Origin of the sequence: Paraburkholderia sp. SIMBA_054 (assembly GCF_046534875.1) — a bacterium.
Classification (GTDB): Bacteria; Pseudomonadota; Gammaproteobacteria; order Burkholderiales; family Burkholderiaceae; genus Paraburkholderia; species Paraburkholderia hospita.
In genome coordinates, this window is record NZ_JAWRXV010000861.1 from 1 (window position 1) to 269 (window position 269).

Genomic DNA, 269 nt, shown 5'->3' on the forward strand with positions numbered 1-269 from the left:
TATCTGGATCAATGGCGGTTACTTCCTCTTCCGCAAGGAAATCTTCGACTATATGCGCGAAGGCGAGGAACTGGTGCTTGAGCCATTCGGCCGTCTGATCGCCGAAAACCAGCTGATAGCCTATAAATATGAGGGCTTCTGGCGCTCGATGGATACGCTGCGCGACTGGCAGACGCTTGAGGACATGGTCGAAAAGGGCGACATGCCCTGGAAGAGGCACAAGGCGGAAGAGGCCGAACGACGCGCTACCAATGTCGCGATAGCGCTAT

1 pseudogene is annotated in these 269 nt (G+C 55.4%); it reads left to right on the forward strand.

The features are described from left to right. Positions 1-269, forward strand: a pseudogene (locus SB822_RS57565) (hypothetical protein); the annotation flags it as partial.